Annotated in this window: 15 protein-coding genes and 4 pseudogenes; 14 read left to right on the forward strand and 5 right to left on the reverse strand. The window is 68.6% G+C overall.

Annotated elements, in window-relative coordinates; all coding sequences use genetic code 11:
- From ACTWP6_RS21125 to ACTWP6_RS21135, 3 genes are all read left to right on the forward strand, one after another.
- On the forward strand, positions 1 to 479 hold a 479-nt coding region (locus ACTWP6_RS21125), incomplete at its 5' end, for an HNH endonuclease signature motif containing protein (RefSeq protein WP_443188689.1).
- Between the two features lie 124 nt (positions 480 to 603).
- Positions 604 to 870 (forward strand): DUF1918 domain-containing protein, encoded by a 267-nt coding sequence (locus tag ACTWP6_RS21130; protein ID WP_443188690.1) that lies wholly within the window; start codon positions 604 to 606, stop codon positions 868 to 870.
- Between the two features lie 13 nt (positions 871 to 883).
- The gene (locus tag ACTWP6_RS21135) at positions 884 to 2,974 is read left to right on the forward strand and encodes an adenosylcobalamin-dependent ribonucleoside-diphosphate reductase (protein ID WP_443188691.1); all 2,091 of its coding nucleotides are present in this window, start codon (positions 884 to 886) and stop codon (positions 2,972 to 2,974) included.
- 9 nt (positions 2,975 to 2,983) lie between these two features.
- Here the strand turns inward: ACTWP6_RS21135 and ACTWP6_RS21140 are convergent.
- From ACTWP6_RS21140 to ACTWP6_RS21150, 3 genes and pseudogenes are all read right to left on the reverse strand, one after another.
- Positions 2,984 to 3,574, reverse strand: a pseudogene (locus ACTWP6_RS21140) (dienelactone hydrolase family protein); the annotation flags it as partial.
- 107 nt (positions 3,575 to 3,681) lie between these two features.
- The gene (locus ACTWP6_RS21145) at positions 3,682 to 4,422 is read right to left on the reverse strand and encodes a GAF and ANTAR domain-containing protein (protein ID WP_443188692.1); all 741 of its coding nucleotides are present in this window, start codon (positions 4,420 to 4,422) and stop codon (positions 3,682 to 3,684) included.
- A gap of 52 nt (positions 4,423 to 4,474) precedes the next feature.
- Positions 4,475 to 4,909 carry a CBS domain-containing protein gene (locus ACTWP6_RS21150; protein WP_260757385.1) on the reverse strand — a complete coding sequence of 145 codons (435 nt, stop codon included), beginning with the start codon at positions 4,907 to 4,909 and terminating at the stop codon, positions 4,475 to 4,477.
- Between the two features lie 176 nt (positions 4,910 to 5,085).
- On the opposite strand from ACTWP6_RS21150, the gene ACTWP6_RS21155 reads away from it, so the two are divergent.
- A complete protein-coding gene (locus ACTWP6_RS21155) occupies positions 5,086 to 5,913 on the forward strand; it encodes a universal stress protein (RefSeq protein WP_443188693.1) in 828 nt (275 codons plus the stop codon).
- Between the two features lie 183 nt (positions 5,914 to 6,096).
- On the opposite strand, the gene ACTWP6_RS21160 is transcribed toward ACTWP6_RS21155, so the two are convergent.
- Positions 6,097 to 6,525, reverse strand: coding sequence for a nitroreductase/quinone reductase family protein (locus ACTWP6_RS21160; RefSeq protein ID WP_443188694.1), 429 nt, complete (start codon positions 6,523 to 6,525; stop codon positions 6,097 to 6,099).
- 160 nt (positions 6,526 to 6,685) lie between these two features.
- Between ACTWP6_RS21160 and ACTWP6_RS21165 the strand changes: the two genes are divergently transcribed.
- From ACTWP6_RS21165 to ACTWP6_RS21190, 6 genes and pseudogenes are all read left to right on the forward strand, one after another.
- Positions 6,686 to 6,958, forward strand: coding sequence for a hypothetical protein (locus ACTWP6_RS21165; protein ID WP_260757390.1), 273 nt, complete (start codon positions 6,686 to 6,688; stop codon positions 6,956 to 6,958).
- Positions 6,955 to 8,752 (forward strand): annotated as a pseudogene (gene acsA, locus ACTWP6_RS21170) (acetate--CoA ligase). The gene ACTWP6_RS21165 and the pseudogene acsA overlap by 4 nt, the downstream one beginning before the upstream one ends.
- Positions 8,752 to 9,727, forward strand: a pseudogene (gene pdhA / locus ACTWP6_RS21175) (pyruvate dehydrogenase (acetyl-transferring) E1 component subunit alpha). Before acsA ends, pdhA begins: the two co-directional pseudogenes overlap by 1 nt.
- Positions 9,724 to 10,700, forward strand: a pseudogene (locus ACTWP6_RS21180) (alpha-ketoacid dehydrogenase subunit beta). Before pdhA ends, ACTWP6_RS21180 begins: the two co-directional pseudogenes overlap by 4 nt.
- An 11-nt stretch (positions 10,701 to 10,711) precedes the next feature.
- Entirely contained in the window at positions 10,712 to 11,929 is a 1,218-nt protein-coding gene (locus ACTWP6_RS21185; protein ID WP_443188695.1) for a dihydrolipoamide acetyltransferase family protein, read from the forward strand.
- A 4-nt stretch (positions 11,930 to 11,933) separates the two neighbouring features.
- Positions 11,934 to 12,194 carry an acyl carrier protein gene (locus ACTWP6_RS21190; protein WP_260757397.1) on the forward strand — a complete coding sequence of 87 codons (261 nt, stop codon included), beginning with the start codon at positions 11,934 to 11,936 and terminating at the stop codon, positions 12,192 to 12,194.
- Here the strand turns inward: ACTWP6_RS21190 and ACTWP6_RS21195 are convergent.
- Positions 12,191 to 12,430, reverse strand: coding sequence for a hypothetical protein (locus tag ACTWP6_RS21195; protein WP_443188696.1), 240 nt, complete (start codon positions 12,428 to 12,430; stop codon positions 12,191 to 12,193). The two genes, ACTWP6_RS21190 and ACTWP6_RS21195, sit on opposite strands and share 4 nt — an antisense overlap.
- 135 nt (positions 12,431 to 12,565) lie before the next feature.
- On the opposite strand from ACTWP6_RS21195, the gene ACTWP6_RS21200 reads away from it, so the two are divergent.
- The 4 genes from ACTWP6_RS21200 to ACTWP6_RS21215 all read left to right on the forward strand — a co-directional run bounded on the left by ACTWP6_RS21200 (position 12,566) and on the right by ACTWP6_RS21215 (position 15,979).
- The gene (locus ACTWP6_RS21200; protein ID WP_443188697.1) at positions 12,566 to 14,272 is read left to right on the forward strand and encodes a GAF domain-containing protein; all 1,707 of its coding nucleotides are present in this window, start codon (positions 12,566 to 12,568) and stop codon (positions 14,270 to 14,272) included.
- Between the two features lie 83 nt (positions 14,273 to 14,355).
- Positions 14,356 to 14,634 (forward strand): DUF1876 domain-containing protein, encoded by a 279-nt coding sequence (locus ACTWP6_RS21205; protein ID WP_260757401.1) that lies wholly within the window; start codon positions 14,356 to 14,358, stop codon positions 14,632 to 14,634.
- A gap of 41 nt (positions 14,635 to 14,675) precedes the next feature.
- On the forward strand, positions 14,676 to 15,584 hold the full coding sequence (locus ACTWP6_RS21210; protein ID WP_260757402.1) for a universal stress protein: 909 nt from the start codon (positions 14,676 to 14,678) through the stop codon (positions 15,582 to 15,584).
- Positions 15,581 to 15,979 carry a hypothetical protein gene (locus ACTWP6_RS21215; protein WP_260757403.1) on the forward strand — a complete coding sequence of 133 codons (399 nt, stop codon included), beginning with the start codon at positions 15,581 to 15,583 and terminating at the stop codon, positions 15,977 to 15,979. The genes ACTWP6_RS21210 and ACTWP6_RS21215 overlap by 4 nt, the downstream gene beginning before the upstream one ends.
- The last annotated feature ends 48 nt before the right edge of the window (positions 15,980 to 16,027 follow it).

Consider the following 16,027-nt stretch of genomic DNA (forward strand, 5'->3'; position numbering starts at 1 on the left):
AGTGGCGGGATTTGACCTGCCGGTTCCCGGGTTGCGACGCCCCGGTGGAGCGCTGCGATGTCGACCATACGACGCGGTGGCCGTTCGGGGTCACGCATGCTTCAGGGCTCAAGCATTACTGCCGTACTCATCATGTGATCAAGACGTTCCTCACCGGGGTGTACGGCTGGCGTGACGAGCAGCGCCGTGACGGCACGGTCGTGCTGACCGCCCCGACCGGGCATGTCTATGTCACCGAACCGCTTGGCGGACTGTTGTTTCCGACCTTGGCGACACCGTCGGCGGCCCTGCCCGATGTTGACGTGCCCGCGGAGGCGCCGGACAAGGCGGCGATGATGCCGCGACGGGCCAGAACCCGCGAGCAGGAACGGCAGGCCCGCATCGCCCGTGAACGCCGACGGCGTATCGAGATCAACGCCGAACGTGAACGCCAGCATCAGGCGTGGCTCGCCGCCACCTACGAACCGCCGCCGTTCTGAGTGGCACCGTTCACCGGGTCAGCCGGCGCCCTTGCCGGGACTTTCGGCCCCCGCAATGAGGGCCGGGTGCCCTAGCCACCGGCACCTCCGTCCGCGATCATCGGCGCATCGGAAGGGAGGCCGCATGAAGGCGAAAGCAGGCGACTGGCTGGTGATCAAGGGTCTGACGGTCGACCGGCCCGAACACCGAGGCCTGATCACCGACGTGCGCTCGGGTGACGGCTCACCGCCCTACGTCGTGCGATGGCTGGACTCCGAGCACGAATGCCTGGTGTTCCCGGGGCCAGACGCCGTCGTCGTCACCGACGACCAACAGCATGAGGCCGACGAGAGAGCGCAGCGCCGGTTCGGGACGGTCCAGTCCGAGATTCACCGCACCGGGCCGCATTAGCCGGGTGCGTGCCATGGCGGCACGGTCGCGGCGGCGCCGGCCCGAGCAGGTGCGGCGGCGTGACGGGACCCTCGTACCGTTCGACATCGGGCGCATCGAGACCGCGGTGTCCCGCGCCGCCCGTGAGGTGGGCTGTGAGGACCCGGACCTGCCGGCCACCGTGGCGGCGGCCGTGGCCGATGCGCTCGGCCCTGGGATTGCGGCGGTCGAGACGATCCAGGACCACGTGGAGGCGCGGCTCGGGGAAGCGGGGCTGGACGACGTGGCGCGCGCCTACATCATCTACCGGCAGCGTCACGCCGAACTCCGCTCCGCCAAGGCGCTTCTGGGGGTACGCGACGAACTCAAACTCAGTCTGGCCGCGGTGACCGTGCTACGCGAACGGTACCTGCGACGTGACGAGCACGGCTGCCCGACCGAGTCGACCGGCGAGATGATGGATCGTGCCGCCCGCGCCGTCGCGGCGGCCGAGGACGAGTACCGGCCCCGGTCGTCGGCGCGGTGGGCCGAGCGGTTCGCACTCTCGATGCGACGGCTGGAGTTCCTGCCGAACTCGCCCACGCTGATGAACGCCGGCACCGAGCTCGGTCTGCTGTCGGGTTGTGTGGTCCTGCCAGTCGAGGATTCGCTGCGGTCGATCTTCACCGCACTGGGACACGCTGCGGAGATTCAGCGGTGCGGCGGCGGCACCGGGTTCGCGTTCAGTCGGGTGCGGCCGGCCGGCGACCGGATCGCCAGCACCGGCGGATGTGCCAGCGGTCCGATGTCGTTTCTGGGGTTGTTCGACACCGCCGCAAAGGTCGTCGCGATGGGCGGCCGGCGGCGAGGGGCCTGCATGGCCGTGCTCGACGTGTCCCATCCCGACATCCGTGCCTTCGTCACCGCGAAAGCCGAGTCGCCGCAGAAGTTGTCGCAGTTCAACCTGTCGGTGGGGGTCAGCGACGCGTTCATGCGGGAGGTGCAACGCGGTGGCGCGCATCGGCTCGTGCATCCCGGCACGGGACGCACAGCCGCCACGGTCTCCGCGGCCGAGCTGTTCGACGCCATCTGCGAGGCCGCGCACGCCTGCGGCGACCCCGGGCTGCTTTTCCTCGATGCGATCAACCGCGCCAATACGGTTCCCCGCCTGGGCCGTATCGAGGCGACGAATCCGTGCGGGGAGGTGCCGCTGCTGCCGAACGAGTCGTGCAATCTCGGCTCGATCAACCTGGCGCGCATGGTCCTCGACGACGGGGTCGACTGGGAGCGGCTGCGTGAGGTCACCGCGCTGGCGGTGCGGTTCCTCGATGACGTCATCGACGTCAGCCGCTACCCGTTCGAGGAGCTCGGCGTGGCCACCCGGGCTACCCGCAAGATCGGCCTGGGCGTGATGGGGCTCGCCGAAATGCTTGCCACCCTCGGAGTTCCCTACGACAGTGAGGAAGCGGTGCAACTCGCCGGCCAGGTCATGGGCCGTATCCAGCGGACCGCGCACGAGTCCTCACGACGGCTCGCACAAGAGCGCGGACCATTCCCCGCCTTCGCGGAAAGCAGGCTCGCCCGTCACCGGCCCCGCCGCAACGCCCAGCTGACCTCGGTGGCGCCCACCGGGACCATCTCGTTGATCGCAGGTACCACCGCCGGCATCGAACCGATGTTCGCGATCGCCTACACCCGCGCCGTCGTAGGCAGGCACCTGCTGGAGGTCAACCCGTGTTTCGACCGCCTGGCACGCCGCGGGGGCTTCTACACCGAGCAGCTGGCCGCCGAGATCGCCCAGCGCGGAGGCGTCCGCGGTTACCGGCAGCTGCCCGCAGATGTGCGCGCCGCGTTTCCGGTCGCCGGCGAGATCGCCCCGGTCTGGCATCTGCGGATGCAGGCCGCGGTGCGGCGGCATGTCGACGCCGCCGTCTCCAAGACGGTGAACCTGCCCGCGGACGCCTCGGTCGCCGATGTCCGCGCGACCTATCTGGCAGCGTGGCAGGCCAAGGTCAAGGGAATCACCGTGTACCGCTACGGAAGTCGACGGGGCCAGGTGCTCTCCTATGCCGCGCCGCAACCGGCCCTGGCGCAGGCCGACCTAGAGTTCAGCGGAGGGTGCGTCGGCCGGTCCTGCGAGATGTGATCCGGCCGCTCACCGGTGGCCGAGATGCCGGACGAACCAGTCGCGTGCCAGCTCGGCCGCCTGATCGAGGGTTCCCGGCTCTTCGAACAGATGCGTCGCGCCGGGCACCACCGCGATCGTGCACGGAGCCGACATCGATTGCTGGGCCTGGCGGTTGAGCTCCAGCACGGTCTCGTCACGCCCGCCGACGATCAACAGGGTCGGTGCGGTGACGTCGGCCAGGCGGGCTCCGGCCAAATCAGGCCGGCCGCCGCGGGAGACCACAGCGGCGACGTCGACCCGCTCGTCGGCCGCGGCGGTCAACGCGGCACCCGCACCGGTGCTCGCTCCGAAGTAGCCGACCGGCAGCGAGGCCAGGTCCGGCCGGCTCTTCACCCAGTCAGTGACGTCCACGAGCCGGCCGGCCAGCAACCCGATGTCGAACACGTTGGCGCGGTTGGCTTCCTCAACCGGCGTGAGCAGGTCGAACAACAAGGTCGCCAACCCCGCGTCGTTGAGCACCTTCGCCACGTATCGGTTGCGGACGCTGTGTCGGCTGCTGCCGCTGCCGTGCGCGAAAACCACCACACCCCACGCGTTGTCCGGGACGGTGAGCTGACCGTCCAGTTCCGCTTCCTCGGTCGACACCCGGACCGGAGTGTCCAGGCCGCCGTGGTTGTTGGCCGGCTCGACCGACGTGTGGGTGATGGATGAGTGTGCACCGTCAGTCATGACGACCCCTCCGATCCGGCCAGGTCGGGTTGAAGGCGAAGCTTGCGTTCCACCACCGAACGGGCCACGCTCGCCAGTTGCAAATCGTGCCGGTAGGCGTGTGCCCGCAGCCGTACCAGCGCGTCGAGGACCGAGACGCCCAGTTGCACCGACACCATGCCGGCCGCCTGGTGCACCTCGGCGCGCCATAGTGCCGGTGTCTGGCCGTTCGTCGTCGCCCCGGTGGTGGTGTCGACCCCGACGCGCTGGTCGAGCACCAGCAATAGCGCGGTGTCAGCGTAGATCAGAGCGTCGACGAGGTCGTCCCGACCGAGGTCACGTGGAGCGTCGCTGTAGAGGTTCAGCGCGCCGACGTGGATTGCGCCGAGGGCGAGGGGAAAGCTGTGTACCGCCCGCACACCCAGCGGCGCGACCTGGCCGGTGAAAGCGGGCCAACGGCGCTGGACGACCGACGAGGTCAGGTCGTCGATCAGAACCGGCTGCCCGGTGGCCGACGCGTCGATGCCCGGTCCTTCGCCGACCGTCGCCTGCACGTCGTCGGCCTGCCCGGCATGGTCACCGATGCAGTAGAAGGGCTCCAGCGTGTCCGGCCCGGCGGCGAGCATCAGGCCGGCGCCGTCGACGGTCAGCGCTTCCACGCATTCCACACATGCGTGCGCCGGGGACAGTGGTGTCTTCTCCCGCATCGCCCGGAGCACGACGGCGGTCCAGATGCGGGCGGCCCGGTCGCCGTCCACCGCTACCCGTCCCGGACGTGGCGCCGGCGTGCGGACGCGGGCATGGTCACGCTCAATGGCTGGGGATCGCCTGTTGCGCACAGATCGCCTTGACGAACTGCGCGACAGCATATTCGGGCAGATGGCGGGCGATGTCGGCTTCGGAGACGATACCCACAAGGCGGTGATCGTCGATCACGGGCAGCCTGCGAATCTGGTGCTCCTCCATGAGGGCGAGCATCTCCTGGACACCGGCGTCGGCCCCGACGTGATAGACCGTGCCCTGGGCGAGCTCACCGACGGTGACGGCGGCGGGGTCGTGGCCTTCGGCGACACATTTGATGACGATGTCGCGGTCGGTGATGATGCCGTGCAGACGGTCGTCGTCACCGCATACGGGTAGCGCTCCGACCCCCATCTCGGCCATGCGGCGCGCGGCAGCGGCCAGGGTGTCGTGTTCACCCGCGCATGTCACCCCGGCGTGCATGATCTCTCGGGCGGTGGTCATGGTGTTCTCCTCCCTGTCGGACGACCGGGCATTCGCGTGGGCCCTGTACTGAGTTTGAGACCGACAGGGGGCCCGACCCAGAGGTCTTTTGGCACCAGATTCGCGACCAATGACCCCATTGGGGGCCCCACCGCGGATCTACGGTCACGACATCAGCACGTCCGGAGGGAGCCGACATGTCTGAACCAGGGGGGTCGCACGGCGTCGTCGTCGGGGTGGACGGGTCGCCGTCATCGCTGTCGGCGGTCCGATGGGCGGCCGGCGAAGCGCGGCTACGCCACGTGCCGCTGACCGTCATCCACGTCGATGAGGTCGCCGAGACAGCCGACGGGGACACGGTTCTGGCCGAGGCGACGGCTGTCGGACGTGAAGCCTCCGATGGCGAGAGTCCCGGTGTCGAGAGCCGGCGATTGACGGGCAAGCCGGTGCCCGAGCTCGTCGAAGCGTCGCGGGAGGCCCAGCTGACGGTGGTCGGCAGCCGCGGCCGCTCCGGACGGCTGGCAGGCTCGGTGGGACTCGGTCTGCTGCACCACGCCAGGAACCCCGTCGCGATCGTCCACGACGACGTCGCACCCCGGCAGGGGCCGGGGCGCAGGCCGATCCTGGTTGGGATCGACGGTTCGAACACATCGCTGTCGGCGGCGGCGTTCGCCTTCGACGAAGCTTCCCGGCGGTCGGCAGATCTGCTGGCGCTGCACGTGTGCAAGGACTCCGACGCCCCGGGTGCCCACCGCCGGCAGATCACGATGGCCGAACAGGAAGCCGAGGATTTCCTGCGTGAGACCCTGGCCGACTTGCAGCAGAAGTACCCGGAGGTGGCCATGCATCCGCTGGTGCGCTTCGAGAATCCCGCCCAACAGCTGCTGGTCCAGTCCGAGCGGTCGCAGCTCGTCGTGGTGGGCAGTCACGGCCGGGGCGCCGTCGCCGGCACGTTGCTGGGCTCGGTCAGCGCCGCGGTGGCCGCAGGTTCGCGCGTCCCGGTGATCGTCGTTCGGCGGACGTAGCCTCCGCAGTCGCCGTGCTACGGGGTCGCGCCATCCGCGGTCGCACTCGCTTCATCGGACTGTCCTCCTGCCCATGTGGCGCTAGGGCGTTCGAGCAGCCCGGAGCAGCTCACCCCACGTATCGTCGATCACAGCGCCGACGTGGTCGACGGCGGCGCCGCATCGGAGAGTGTGCGGAGTCGGTCACATGTCATGATCTGCCTCTCCGTCGGGCGCCAAGGTGAACTTGACGAAGCGCTCGATTCCGAACCGGTCGAAGGTGCGCCGGCGTCCGGCCGACAGCTCGGCAGCTGCGGTCGACGCGTCGATGATCCGCGGGGCGACTACCGGATACGAGCGGCCGCCGACGGTGATCGTCGCCTTCCCCGCGGCCTGGGCATTGCGCAGCCAGTCGACGTCGGTGCCATAGGGCAGCGGTGTGATGAATCCATCTGTCACGCGGTAGGCGACTACGGGCGTAGTACGGACCCGCCCTGTGGTGCGCCCGGTGTGCTGGATCGTCGCGGCGTACCAGTGCTTTCGGCCGGCCAACAGGAGCATCACCGGGTTGAGGACGTGCTTGTTGAACGTCCGCACCGCGTCCCTGGCGGAGCGGGTGGATTGCATGCGCATACTTGATGCTCACCGAGGGGGATGCCGGCCGGGCAGGGTAAGGCGGACCCGCTTTGAGGGACCAAAGGCACCTGTTCGGCAATGGTGACTTTTCGTCTCTATTGCGGCGCGGTGTGCTCGGAAAACGATGAGGGCGATCCACCTTGCGAAGGGAGCGCCCATGCCCGCGACGTCGACCGACCAACTCGCCCTGACGCAGCGTCAACTCGACGATGTCGCATGGCAGTTTCTCCGCTCCGAGTTCACCGGCGACATCTATGCGCACTGGCCCATCGACCGCAGACTCGACGTCTTTTTGCTGCACCGCGGATTTCGGAAGCTGCACGACAACGGCTCGGCCTGCGACGCGCTGCTGGAACGTGTGATGGCCAACCTCGGCACCGCGGTGCGAATCGGTGTGCTGCGACCGCCGAGCGCCGGTGCAGCGTCATGACCGTCATCCACAAATCGCCCGAAGACTGGCGCGTCATCCCGAATTTCGTTGATTACGAAAGCACCTGCGCGGACTTCGGCTGGGACGCTGCCCCCGATGTGTGTGAGGGTATGGGCGCCGGTCTGTGCAACATCGCCTACGCCGCGGTGGACCGCCACACCGGCGCTCCGGCGCAAGCACGGACCGCGCTGCGGTTCGTGTCGGAGGCCGGCTGGGACGGCGGCCTGAGTGTTCGCGACCTCAGCTACGCCGAACTGGGAACCCTCACCGGCAAATTCACCAACGTGCTGCGGTCGCTCGGTGTCACTAAGGGCGGGCGGGTGTTCACCCTGCTGGGCCGGTGCCCGGAACTGTACGTCACGATCCTCGGCGCGCTGCGTAACGGCAGCGTGGTGTCGCCGCTGTTCTCCGCGTTCGGTCCCGAGCCGGTCGCGACCCGGCTCAGTATCGGCGAGGCGGAGGTGCTGGTCACCACCAAGGCGCTGTACCGCAAGAAGATCGCCGGTATCCGGGACACGTTGCCCTCACTGAAGCACGTCTTCGTCATCGATGACCACGGCAGCGAGGACGCGGGGCCCCAGACGATGGGATTCTGGCGGTGGATGGACGCGGCCTCCGACGACGCGCCGATCGAGCCGACGACGCCTGACGACCCTGCGCTGCTGCACTTCACCAGCGGCACCACCGGAACGCCGAAGGGGGCGCTGCACGTCCACGGCGCGGTCAGGATGCACTACCTCACCGGGCTCTACGCGCTGGACCTTCATGACGGCGACATCTACTGGTGCACTGCAGATCCCGGATGGGTGACCGGAATGTCCTACGGTGTGATCGCGCCGTTGCTGCACGGGGTCACGTCGATCGTCGACGAGGGCGACTTCGACGCACAGCGGTGGTACCGCATCCTGGAGAGCCAGGGTGTCTCGGTGTGGTACACCGCCCCGACCGCCATCCGGATGCTCATCAAAGCCGGGGCGGAGCTCGCAGCGGACTACCGGTTCCCACAGCTGCGGTTCGTCGCCAGCGTCGGCGAACCACTCAACGCCGAAGCCGTCTGGTGGGGGAAACGCGTACTGGGACTGCCGATTCACGACAACTGGTGGCAGACCGAGACCGGCGGCATCATGATCGCCAACACGCCCGCGTTCGACATCAAACCGGGTTCGATGGGGCGGCCCCTGCCCGGGGTGGAGGCCTCGATCGTCCATCGACGCGACGACGGGTCCATCGAGGTGGTCGAGGAACCCGGAGTGGAAGGCGAACTCGCACTGAAGCCCGGCTGGCCGTCGATGTTCCGAAGCTACCTGCACCAGGATGAGCGGTACCGCAACACGTTCGCCGGCGGACTGTACCTGACCGGGGACATGGCCAAGCGTGACAGTGACGGCTACTTCTGGTTCGTGGGGCGCGCCGACGACGTCATCAAATCCGCAGGACACCTGATCGGCCCCTTCGAGGTCGAGAACGCGCTCACCGACCACCCCGCCATCGCCGAAGCGGCCGTCATCGGACTGCCGGACCCCACCGTCGGCGAGGTGGTGAAGGCTTTCGTCACGCTGGGACGGATTTCACGCCGACGAGGACCTACGCCGCGAGTTACTGGCGCACGCCAGGAAGAAACTGGGCGCCGCCGTGGCGCCCAAGACGATCGAGTTCGCCGACTCGCTGCCGCATACCCGCAGCGGAAAGATCATGCGCCGCCTCCTGAAAGCGCGCGAACTCGGACTCCCCGAAGGCGACACCTCCACCATCGAGGCCACCGCCGGGGTGGGCGCGACCACGGTGACGCGGTGATGGACCGCGACGACGCGCGCTCCCTTCTGTCGGACATGGTGCGGGTCCGGCGGATGGAGGAGAATTGCGCAGAACTGTACAGCGCGAGCAAGATTCGTGGCTTCCTGCACCTCTACGTCGGTGAGGAGGCGGTGGCGGCGGGCTCACTGCGGGCGTTGGACGCCGACGACGCCGTGGTAGCCACGTATCGCGAACATGCCCACGCGCTGCTGCGCGGCGTTCCGATGACGTCGATCATGGCCGAGATGTTCGGCAAAGAGCAGGGCTGCTCGCGAGGTCGTGGCGGGTCGATGCACCTCTTCGACGCCGGCAGGCGGTTCTACGGCGGCAACGCCATCGTCGCGGGCGGGCTACCGCTGGCGGTCGGTCTCGCCCTGGCCGACGCCTACCAAGGCCGAAACCGGGTCACGGCATGCTATTTCGGTGAGGGCGCGATCGCTGAGGGCGCCTTCCACGAGTCCCTGAACATGGCGGTGCTGTGGCATCTGCCCGTGTTGTTCTGCTGTGAGAACAACCTCTACGCGATGGGGACCGCGCTGCGCCGCGAACTGTCGCAGACCGACCTGACCGTGAAGGCGGCCGCCTACAACGTGCCCACTCTGGCCGCCGACGGGATGGACGTCACCGCCTGCCGCTCCGCCGCGCAGGAGGGCGTCGAGCACATCCGCCGCAGCGGTGGGCCGTTCTTCGTGGAGTTTCGCACCTACCGGTTCCGGCCCCACTCGATGTTCGACCGGGAACTGTACCGGGACAAGGCCGAGGTGGAGCAATGGCGGCAGCGCGACCCGATCCAGATGTTCACCGACCGCTGCGCCGACGAAGGGCTGCTGAGCCCCGACGACGTCGCCGCGATCGAAGACGACGTCGACCTGGAGATCCGCGACGCGGTGGCGTTCGCCGAGGCCGGAACCTGGGAGGACGGTCGCGGATCTCGAGCGCGATCTGATGACGCCGACGCCGGGAGGCCAGCGATGAAGACCAGCTACCGCACCGCCGTGCACGACGCGCTGCGCGACGCACTGCGTGACGACCCGCGGGTCCTTGTGATGGGAGAGGACGTCGGCCGCTACGGCGGAACATACGCCGCGTCCAAGGGTCTGCTCGAGGAATTCGGATCCGACCGGGTGCGTGACACGCCGCTGTCGGAACTGGGCTTCGTCGGCATCGGAATCGGCGCCGCGCTGGGGGGATTGCGCCCGATCGTCGAAGTCATGACAGTCAATTGCAGCCTGCTCGCGCTGGACCAGATCGTCAACACCGCCGCCGCGCTGCGCCACATGTCCGGCGGGCAGTTCTCGGTGCCGCTGGTGGTCAGGATGGCGACCGGCGCGGGCCGCCAGCTCGCCGCCCAGCACTCGCACAGCCTGGAGGGCTGGTATGCCCACATCCCGGGTATCACCGTGGTCGCCCCTGCCACCGTCGAGGACGCCTACGGCATGCTGTCGGCGGCCCTGCAGGACCCCGACCCGGTGATCATGTTCGAGCATGTCCAGCTGTACAACACCTCGGCGGACGTGGAATCCCTAGGCCCGACGGACATCGCCCGCGCCGCGGTGCGCCGGGAAGGCTCGGACGTCTCGCTGATCACCTACGGCGGATCACTGCCTAAGGTGCTCGACGCTGCCGACGAGCTGTCGCTGGCCGGAATCGACTGCGAGGTCGTCGATCTGCGGGTGCTGCGCCCACTGGACACGGAGACCTTCATCGCCTCGGTGCGCAAGACACATCGCGCCGTGGTCGTCGGCGAAGCCTGGCCACAGGCAGCCTGGCCGGCGAGATCAGCGCCCAGATCACCGAGAACGCTTTCTACGATCTCGACGCGCCCGTCGTCCGGGTGTGCAGCGTCGAGGTGCCGGTGCCCTACGCGCGCCATCTGGAAGAGGCGGTGTTGCCGCAGCGGGACGCGATCGTCGCACAGGTGCGCGAGATGTTCGGAGGCCAACGGTAATCGAGTTCGCGATGCCGGCACTCGGCGCCGACATGGACGAGGGCACACTCAACGAATGGCTGGTCAAGCCCGGCGACACCGTCAGTCGCGGGCAGGTCGTCGCGGTGGTCGAGACCACGAAGGCCGCGGTGGAGGTGGAGTGCTGGCACGACGGCATCGTGCACGAACTGCTGGTGCCCATCGGGCAGACGGTGTCGGTGGGCACCCCGATGGCCACCCTGCTCGCCCCCGGCGAAATCGCCGGTCCTCCAGCCCCACCCGCGACCCAGCCCGTCGCCGAACCCGCCGCCGTGCCTGATGGGCGGCCCGCCGCCGTGCCTGATGGGCGGCCCGCCGCCGTCCCGGCCGCGCACCGCCGCTGGGTTTCACCCGCCGCGCGCCGGCTGGCCGCCTCGATGCACGTCGATCTCGACGCTGTCACCGGGACCGGGCCGCAGGGTGCGGTGACCATCGCCGACGTCGAACACGCCGCCGCCTCGGCCGAGCAGGTAACGGTCGTCTCCGCGCAGCCGGTCGTCTCCGCCCAGCCGGTCAAACCGGCTTCCGCCGCCGAGAGCCGCGCGAGCGCGATGCGGAAGTCGATCGCGGCGGCGATGGGCCGCTCCAAGCGCGAGATCCCTCATTACTACCTCTCCCATCAGATCCTGATGGACCCGGCCCTGCAGTGGCTGGCCGACCGCAACGCCCAACGTTCCATCGCCGACCGGGTGCTGCCGGCGGTGCTGCAGATCAAGGCGGTAGCTCTTGCCGCACAACGGTTCCCGGAACCGAACGGATTCTGGCACGACGACGGCTACGCCCCGGCGGACAGTGTGCACGTCGGCGTCGCCATCTCGCTGCGCGGCGGCGGTCTGGTCGCGCCCGCGATCCACGACGTGGCCGGCAAGAAGCTCGACGAGGTGATGTCCGACCTCATCGACCTGGTGGCCCGGGCCCGGGCCGGCTCGCTGCGCAGCTCCGAGATGTCGGCCCCCACGATCACCGTCACCAACCTCGGGGATCAGGGTGTCGACGAGGTCTTCGGGATCATCTACCCGCCCCAGGTGGTGCTCGTCGGATTCGGGAAGCCGGCGCAGCGGGTGTGTGCCGTGGACGGCGGAATCCGCATCGCCACAGCGGTCCACGCGACACTCTCCGCGGACCACCGCGCCAGCGACGGTCACCGCGGTGCACTATTCCTCGCCGCGATCGACCAACTCCTCCAACAACCCGAACAACTCGAGAAGTGACGCCATGAGAACACAACAGGACATCCGCGCCGACATCCTGTCGGTGCTCACCTCGATAGCTCCGGAGGTGGAACCCGACGACCTCGACGACCACACCCTGCTGCGCGACCAGGTCGATCTCGACTCGATGGACTGGCTGAACTTCCTCGTCGGCATCCACAAACGGCTTCAGGTCGAGATACCCGAAGCCGACTATCAGAAGCTGCGCACGCTGGCCGATGTGGTGGGGTACGTCGAGAGCCACACCGGCCGGGTCGTCGGCTAAGCGTCACGGTGGTGGGCGGTGTGCGCCGCCTCCCTGGCTGCGCGCGCACGCCGTCGGATGTCGGCAGCCTCCTGCCGGATCCTGCGTGCCTCCTCGACGGTGGCGTTGGAGCGCAGCACGGCCGCGCGCTGGCGTTCCCGGCGGCGATAGGCGCGCTGTTTGCACCCGGCGCTGCAGTACAGGGCGTCGGCGCGACCGTAGAAGGCGAGCCCGCATTCCCAGCACTGCAACCGCACCGCGGCCATGGCCCGATGTTACCGCTACCCGTAACGATCAAGCCTCTGATCTGCGCTTTTTCTCAGAAATTCACAGCGGCCAAGCATGTACGGCGGCGGCGCGGACTGGGACAATCGGAGGCATCTGCACAGGGGATGAATGTGAGTGACCGACACTCCGTCGCGTTCGGACGGTGGTGCCCAGAAGACCTGCGGCGGATCCACGAGCAACTCGACGAACTGGCCGCTGATCGTGACCAGCTGGGGGAACTTCTGCAGGTCGCGATCGAGATCAACTCCGGTCTGGAACTCGACGCCACGCTGCACCGCATCGTGCGCGCCGCCAAGACGATGACCGCAGCGCGTTACGGCGCCATCGGGGTGTGGGGTGAGGACGGCGCGCTGGCCTCATTCATCTACGACGGGATGGACGAGAAAACCGCGGCCGCCATCGGGGGCCTGCCGGTGGGCAAGGGACTGTTGGGTTTCCTGCGGGACGGCACCGCTCCGGTGCGCCTGTCGGACCTCGCCGAGCATCCCGCTTCGGCAGGCCTTCCCGACGGGCACCCACCGCTGCGCGCCTTCCTCGGAATGCCGATCCAGGTTCGCGGGAAGCCGTTCGGAAGCCTCTATTTGGCCGACGACCGGGGCGATTTCGCCTTCGCCGAAGCCGACGAGACGTCGGCCAGAGCCCTGGCGTCCGTCGCGGCCGTCGCCATCGACAACGCGCGATTGTTCGGTCAGGCGCGCGCTGCGGCGCGTTGGACGGACGCCAGCCGCGAGATCACCGCCGCGGTGCTGTGCGACGACGATCCGTATCTGCGGCCGTTGCAGCTGATCGTCCGGCGCGTCTGCGAGCTCACCGACGCCGAACAGGGGATCGTGCTCGTTCCCGCGGATCCCGAGCAACCGCAGTCTGAGGTGGACACTCTCGTGGTATCCGCCGCCTATGGTTGCCACGTCGATGATGTTCTCGATCAACGGGTTCCGATCGAAGGCTCGACCACCGGCGCGGTGTTCCGGTCGGGGGAACCGGTGATCACCGAGGCGTTCCGCCGTCCGATCCGGGCCTTCACCGACGTCGGGGAGCGGCCGGCGATCGTGGTGCCGCTACGCTCGGAACAGCAGTGTCTGGGGGTTCTGGCGGTGGCCCGCAACGACTTCGGGCCCCGCTTCGACACGGCCTATCTCGACCTGGTACGCGACTTCGCCGACCATACGGCGATCGCGCTCACCATGGCCAGGGCCCGCTGTTCGGCGACCGAGCTCGCGATGCTCACCGACCGGGAGCGCATCGCCCATGATCTGCACGACCAGGTCATCCAGCGCGTCTTTGCCGTGGGCATGGACCTGCAGGGGCTCAGCGCCCGCGTGCGGCCCCCGGAGGCCTCGGAGCGGCTGTCGTCGTGCATCGACGAACTACAGGCGGTGATCAGCGAGATCCGGTCGACGATCTTCAATCTGCAGAAGCCGGTGCACGGCGCTTTCGCCAAGCGGATCAGGCATGCCTTCCACCGCTTGACCGAAGATCGCGACGTGGCGGCGACGCTGTCACTGTCCGGCCCGATGGGAGCGGTGGACCCGCCGCTCGCCGACGATGCCGAAGCCGTTGTGCTGGAAGGACTCAGCAACGCGGTTCGGCATTTGGGCGCGTCGGCGATCAGCGTGGAGATCACTGTCGGCGACGACCTGATCATCGGGATCTGCGACAACGGCCGAGGTCTGGCGCCCGGTGATCAGCGCCGCAGCGGGTTGGCCAACCTGGCCGCCAGCGCCCGAGCGGCGGGCGGTGACTTCGCCGTCGACCTCCCCCCTTCGGGCGGTACCCGGCTGACCTGGAGCGCACCGCTGTCCAGCGCCTGATTCGGGCATTTCGGCCCTACCTGATCGGAACCACCGTGGATAGCGTCGTGGTCACCGGCCGGCACCGAGGAGAGGAGCGCACTGTGACCACAGCAATCCCAGAGCCAAAGAAGTGGACCGTCGGAGTGTCGGTCGACGAGCAGGACGGGGAAACCCGCGCCACCGCGCGGCTGGTGTGGGACGAGAGGGAGGTGACGGGAGTGGGCCTGGCCCGCCGCAATCCGAACGACCGCGACGTGCCGGTCATCGGAGACGAACTCGCGGTGGCACGGGCACTCTCGGATCTGGCGCAGCGGCTGTTGGCGCTGACGGCCAGGGACATCGAGGACGTCACGCACGAACACGTGGTCTCGCTGCATTGAGGACGGGACCAGTAAAGGCGACCACCCAGGGAAGGAGTGCCATGGACTGGCCGACCGCCGCCAAATCCGGTGACACGGACGGGTACGGCATCGTCGTCGGAGTCGACGGCTCGCCGGATTCCGCGGCGGCCGTGCAGTGGGCCGCGCAGGAAGCGCTGTTGTCCGGGATCCCGCTGACTCTGCTCTGCGTCGTGGCGCCGACGGTCGTCAGCTGGCCGATGGCGCCGCTGCAGGAGACCGTCGCCGAATGTCAGCGGCAGAACGCTGAAGATGCGCTCGTCCACGCCCGTGAGGCAGTGCGCTCGATCGCTGTCGAAGCCGGCCGGGAGATCGCGGTGACCACCGAGGTGCAGTATTCGCCTCCGGTGCCCGCCCTCGTCGATGCGTCGAAGAAGGCGCACATGGTCGTGGTGGGCAGTCGGGGGATCGGAAGACTGGCCAAGCTCGTATTGGGTTCTGTCAGCGGCGGATTGGTTCACCACGCGCACGGGCCGGTGACCGTCGTGCACACCCGCGACGGACGGCTTCCGGACCCGGCGGCACCGGTGGTGCTGGGCATCGACGGGTCACCGGTCTCCGAGCAGGCCACCGCGGTCGCCTTCGACGAAGCCGCGGCCCGCAAGGTCGACCTGGTGGCGGTCCACGTATGGAAGGACATCGCCGGCCCACCGCTGCACGGTCAGGTCTGGGACAACCAGAGCCGTCAAGCCGAAGAGGTTCTCGCCGAGCGTCTCGCCGGTTGGCAGGAGCGCTACCCCGACGTGCGGGTGCATCGTCGGGTGGAGTTCGACGACCCGGCCCGCCGCCTGATCGACGCCTCGCGCACAGCCCAGTTGCTCGTCGTCGGCAGTCACGGCCGCGGCGGATTCGCCGGGATGTTGCTCGGCTCAGTGGGTTCCGCGGTCGTCCAGTCGGTCGACGTCCCCGTGACGGTGGTGCGCCCGAGATGACCGGGCCCGCGCCGGGGTGTCGACCGTGGTACCGGACATTCCCGGCGATCGCCGGATTCGCGGTCCTCGCCGCGGTGGTCATGGCCTCCGGCGTCATCGCGGTCGTGCTGTTCGGCCGGGTGGAGTCGCGAAGGATCTTCGGGCAGTCCGAGAGCGTCGGGCTTGTCGCTCACCTGCCTGCCCCCGATGCGGACCTCACCGCCGAACTCGACGCCGCCGCAACGGATGCGCACGACGCCGCGCACATGTGCCTGGCCGTGCTCAAGCAGACCCTCAACAACTACGATGCCGAGTTCAGCACGCACATCGACCAGGCCGACCGGCATCTGAAGGCGGCGGTGGCCATCGTCAACCGCAGCCTGACTCAGCCGTCGCGCTCGTCACCCCGCGGCTGACCGGCGGGCCGGTCAAGTTCATCTTCGGAATCAGATGACACAGCAGGA

The organism is Mycobacterium sp. 4D054 (assembly GCF_052245755.1).
Taxonomy (GTDB): Bacteria; Actinomycetota; Actinomycetes; order Mycobacteriales; family Mycobacteriaceae; genus Mycobacterium.